5 protein-coding genes are annotated in these 4,489 nt (G+C 73.1%); all 5 read left to right on the top strand.

Annotated features, from left to right (window positions below; translation table 11 throughout):
* Positions 1-629 (top strand): hypothetical protein (locus ACWCSD_RS48550; RefSeq protein WP_449925942.1); only part of this gene is annotated, 629 nt, incomplete at its 5' end.
* A gap of 90 nt (positions 630-719) precedes the next feature.
* Positions 720-1,802 carry an NAD(P)H-dependent amine dehydrogenase family protein gene (locus ACWCSD_RS48545; RefSeq protein ID WP_449925939.1) on the top strand — a complete coding sequence of 361 codons (1,083 nt, stop codon included), beginning with the start codon at positions 720-722 and terminating at the stop codon, positions 1,800-1,802.
* Positions 1,799-2,335 carry a carboxymuconolactone decarboxylase family protein gene (locus ACWCSD_RS48540; protein WP_352325308.1) on the top strand — a complete coding sequence of 179 codons (537 nt, stop codon included), beginning with the start codon at positions 1,799-1,801 and terminating at the stop codon, positions 2,333-2,335. Before ACWCSD_RS48545 ends, ACWCSD_RS48540 begins: the two co-directional genes overlap by 4 nt.
* A gap of 1 nt (position 2,336) precedes the next feature.
* Positions 2,337-3,953, top strand: coding sequence for a GMC oxidoreductase (locus ACWCSD_RS48535; protein ID WP_449925935.1), 1,617 nt, complete (start codon positions 2,337-2,339; stop codon positions 3,951-3,953).
* A 97-nt stretch (positions 3,954-4,050) separates the two neighbouring features.
* A partial coding sequence (locus ACWCSD_RS48530; protein ID WP_449925933.1) for an alpha/beta fold hydrolase occupies positions 4,051-4,489 on the top strand: 439 nt, incomplete at its 3' end.

Raw genomic sequence — 4,489 nt, 5'->3', positions numbered from 1 at the left:
GGCTCGCCCTCGGCCCGCTCGCCGGCGGCGGCGTGGGCCTCGCCATCGGCGCCCCCGAGGAGTACGCGGACGGCCCCGGCCGCCAGGACGTCGGCGGCCGGGACGACTCGCCCCTCGGCGCGGTCACCGTCGTCCGCGACGTCACGGCGCGCAGACTGAGCGCGGTACGGCTGCGGCCGCCGCGCGACGACGACGGCAGGCCCTGCGCCGGCTTCGGCGACAGCCTGGTGTACGTCCCCGGCACCGGGCCGGCCGTGTTCTCGCCGCCATGCGGCCGGCTGCGCTTCTACGACCTCGACCTCAAGGTCATCCGCACCGTGACGGCCCTGCGGGCGCCCTGGGACGCCGAGCTGGCCGCCTCCGCCGACGGCCGGGTGGCGGCCCTGGGCGGCGACCACGGCGACCCGGCGTTGCTGCTGCTGTCCCCGAAGGACGGGACGCGGGACCGCCGGCTCACGGGCGACTACCTCGCCGACACGGCGCACCGGGGGATCGCGTTCGGCGGGGGCCGGATCGTGGTCACGATGCAGGGGGCCGCCGACGTGGCCCTCGTCGACCCCGCCACCGGAAAGGCCGACCTCGTCAAGACCGCCACCGGAGACCTCTTCATCAAGGCCGTCGAAGGCTGAGGAACGTCCGTCGCCCGAGGCCGTCGAGGGCTGAGGAGGGCCGGTCGTTGGGCCCTGTACACCAAACCAAGCGCTTGCTACGCTCCGCCCATGACGTCCACCGTGGTGTGGGGTACCGGCAACGTCGGCCGCGCCGCCATCAGGGCCGTGGAGGCCCATCCCGACCTCAGTCTCGCCGCCGTCGTCGTGCACTCCCCCGACAAGGCCGGCCGCGACGCCGGAGAGCTCGCCGGACTCGGCCGCGACCTCGGCGTCACCGCCACGGACGACGCCGCCGCCGTCCTGGCCGCCCGCCCGAGGGCCGTCGTGTACGCCGCCTCCGGCGACCTGCGTCCCGACGACGCCCTGGCCGACGTCCTGCGGGCCGTCCGCGCCGGCGCCGTCGTCGTCACGCCGTCCCTGTACGCCCTCTACGACCACCGCGGCGCGCCGCCCGAGCTGCGGGACCAGGTGCTGGCCGCCGTCGCCGAGGGCGGCGGCTCGCTGTTCGCCTCCGGCATCGATCCCGGCTGGGGCAACGACCTGCTGCCCCTGCTGCTCAGCGGCCTCGGCTCGGTCGTGGACGCCATCCGCTGCCAGGAGATCTTCGACTACTCGGGCTACGACCGTCCGGACGCGGTCCGGTACATGGTCGGCATGGGCCAGCCCATGGACTACGAGCCGCCGATGATCGCGCCGACGGTCCCGTCCATGGTGTGGGGCGGGCAGGTACGGCTGATGGCGCGGGCCCTCGGCGTCACGCTGGAGGAGATCCGCGAGGTCGTGGAGCGGCGTGCGCTCGACCGCACGGTCACCACCGCCGGCATGGGCGACTTCGAGGCCGGCACCCAGGGCGCGGTGCGGTTCGAGGTCCAGGGCGTCGTCGAGGGCGAGCCGCGCATCGTGATCGAGCACGTCACCCGCATCCACCCCGCCTGCGCCCCCGACTGGCCGCTCCTCCCGGACGGCGGCGACGGCGCCCACCGGGTCATCGTCGAGGGCCGCCCGCGCATCGAGGTCACGATCGAGGCCACCGACGAGGGCGGCAGCCGTTCGGCGGGCGGGAACGCCACCGCGGCGGGCCGGCTGGTGAACGCCATCGACTGGCTCGCCGCCGCCCCGCCCGGCCTGTACGACGCGCTCGACGTCCCGCTGCGCCCCGCATCCGGCCGGCTCGGAAGGAAGAACCCGTGATCGTCGACGTTCCCGGCGGCAAGGACCCGATCGCGTACGTCTGGGGCGAGCTGGTCCCCGGCATCGGGACCGCCGCCTCGAAGTTCTCCATGGCCGTCTACGCCCACACCACGCTGGGCCTGCGCGAGTTCGAGGCGGCCCGGCTGCGGATCGCGCAGATCAACGGCTGCGTCTTCTGCCTCGACTGGCGCACCGAGCGCGACGGCGTCAAGGTCGAGGACGGCTTCGCCGACGCGGTCGCGGACTGGCGCGCCACGGACGCCTTCGACGCGCGCACCCGGCTCGCCGCCGAGTACGCCGAGCGCTACGCCCTGGACCACCACGGGCTCGACGAGGAGTTCTGGTCCCGGATGACCGAGCACTACAGCCAGAACGAGATCGTGGAACTGAGCATGAGCATCGGTTCCTGGTGGGCCTTCGGCCGGCTCAACCACGTGCTGGGCCTGGACACGGCCTGCATGCTGACCGGCGGCCCGGCACCCTCCGTCAGACCGACCGAGTCCGCGTCAGACCGACCGAGCGAGGGCACGTGACATGAACACCAGCCGCCGCACCTTCATCGCCGGAACCGCCTCCCTTCTGGGCGCCGCCGCACTGCCCGGCCGCGCCGCCGCCGCCGTCGCCACCGCTGCCACCGCCGCCGCCGACGGGCCGATCGCCGACGGCGCCCGCGTGCCCGTCCTGGTGATCGGCACCGGGTACGGCGGCTCGGTGGCCGCCCTGCGCCTGGCCCAGGCGGGCGTCGAGGTGCACATGATCGAGATGGGCATGGCCTGGGACACGCCCGGCTCGGACGGCAAGATCTTCTGCAACACGCGCGAGCCCGACTATCGCTCGTACTGGCTGCGCACCAGGACCAAGGCGCCGCTCAACTACTTCCTCGGCTTCCCCATCGACCGGGACATCCCCCGCTACACCGGCATCCTGGACGCCGAGGAGTTCGCCGGCATCACGGTCTACCAGGGCCGCGGGGTCGGCGGCGGCTCGCTGGTCAACGGCGGCATGGCCGTCACGCCCAAGCGGGAGAACTTCGCCGCCGTGCTCCCGTCGGTCGACGCCGACGAGATGTACGGCGTCTACTACCCGCGCGCCAACTCCGGCCTCGGCGTCGGCCTGGTGGACCCGGCCTGGTTCGACACCACCGCGTGCTACCAGTACGCCCGCGTCGGCCGCAAGCACGCCCAGCGCTCCGGCTTCCCGTTCACGTTCGTCCCCGACGTGTACGACTGGGACTACATGAAGCAGGAGGCGGCCGGCACGGCCACCCAGTCGGCGCTGGCCGGCGAGATCCTCTACGGCAACAACCACGGCAAGAAGTCCCTGCAGAAGACCTATCTGGCGCGGGCCCGCGCCACGGGCAGGGTGACGATCTCGCCGCTGCACCAGGTCACCTCGGTCGCCCCGGCGGCGGGCGGCGGCTACACCGTCCGGATCGACCAGCTCGCCACCGACGGCTCGGTCACCGCCGCCAAGACCGTCACGGCCGCCCGGGTGTTCTTCGCCGCGGGCAGCGTCGGCACGAGCAAGCTGCTGGTCAGGCTGAAGGCCACCGGCGCGCTGCCCGGGCTGGACGACGAGGTCGGCAAGGGCTGGGGAGACAACGGCAACGTCATGTGCGGCCGGGCCAACCACCTGTGGGACCCGACCGGCAAGCTGCAGTCGGCCATCCCGTGCGCGGGCATCGACAACTGGACGGCCGGCGGCGCGTTCGCCGAGGTGGCGCCGCTGCCGACCGGGATCGAGACGTACGCCTCGTTCTACCTGTCGATCACCAACACCCCGCGCCGCGCGGAGTTCTCCTGGAACGCCGCGACCGGCAAGGTGGACCTGAGCTGGCAGACCGCCTGGAAGCAGACGTCCATCGACATGGCGAAAACGATCTTCGACAAGATCAACGCCAAGGAGGGCACGATCTACCGCACCGACCTGTTCGGCGTGTACAAGATCTGGGGCGACCACCTCACCTACCACCCGCTCGGCGGCGCGGTGCTGAACCGGGCCACCGACAACTACGGCCGCCTGACCGGCTACCCCGGCCTGTACGTCATCGACGGCTCGCTGATCCCCGGCAACACCACGGTGAACCCGTTCGTCACCATAACGGCGCTGGCCGAGCGGAACATCGAGAAGATCATCGCCACCGACCTTTAGCGCAGGGTTTGCCGAAACGGCAACGGAGTTCGCGCGCCGCGGCACGGGCCGCGCATGATCCTGGTGACAGGCCAGGACTCACATGCGTGGAGGAACGATGTCGCAGCTCACCCCGGTCGCCGAGGGCGTCCACCGCCTGGTGCCCTCCCCCGCCGGCCGGGTCCATCTCGTGGAGGCGGGGCAGGGGCCGCTGGTGCTGCTGGTGCACGGATTCCCCGAGTCCTGGTACTCCTGGCGGCACCAGCTCCCGGCGCTGGCCGCCGCCGGGTACCGGGCGGTGGCGGTGGACGTGCGCGGCTACGGCCGCTCGTCCAAGCCGGCGGACGTGGCCGCGTACCGGATGACCGAGCTGGTCGAGGACGCCGTGGCGGTGGTGCGGGCGCTGGGCGAGCGGACCGCGGTGATCGTCGGCCACGACTGGGGCTCCTCGATCGCCGCCCACAGCGCCCTGCTGCGGCCGGACGTCTTCCGCGCGGTCGCCATGCTCAGCGTGCCGTACACGCCGCGCGGCGGGCCGCGTCCCACCGAGGCGTTCG

This window comes from Nonomuraea sp. NPDC001684, from assembly GCF_053596515.1.
This window is presented reverse-complemented; position numbering and strand designations above follow the sequence as displayed.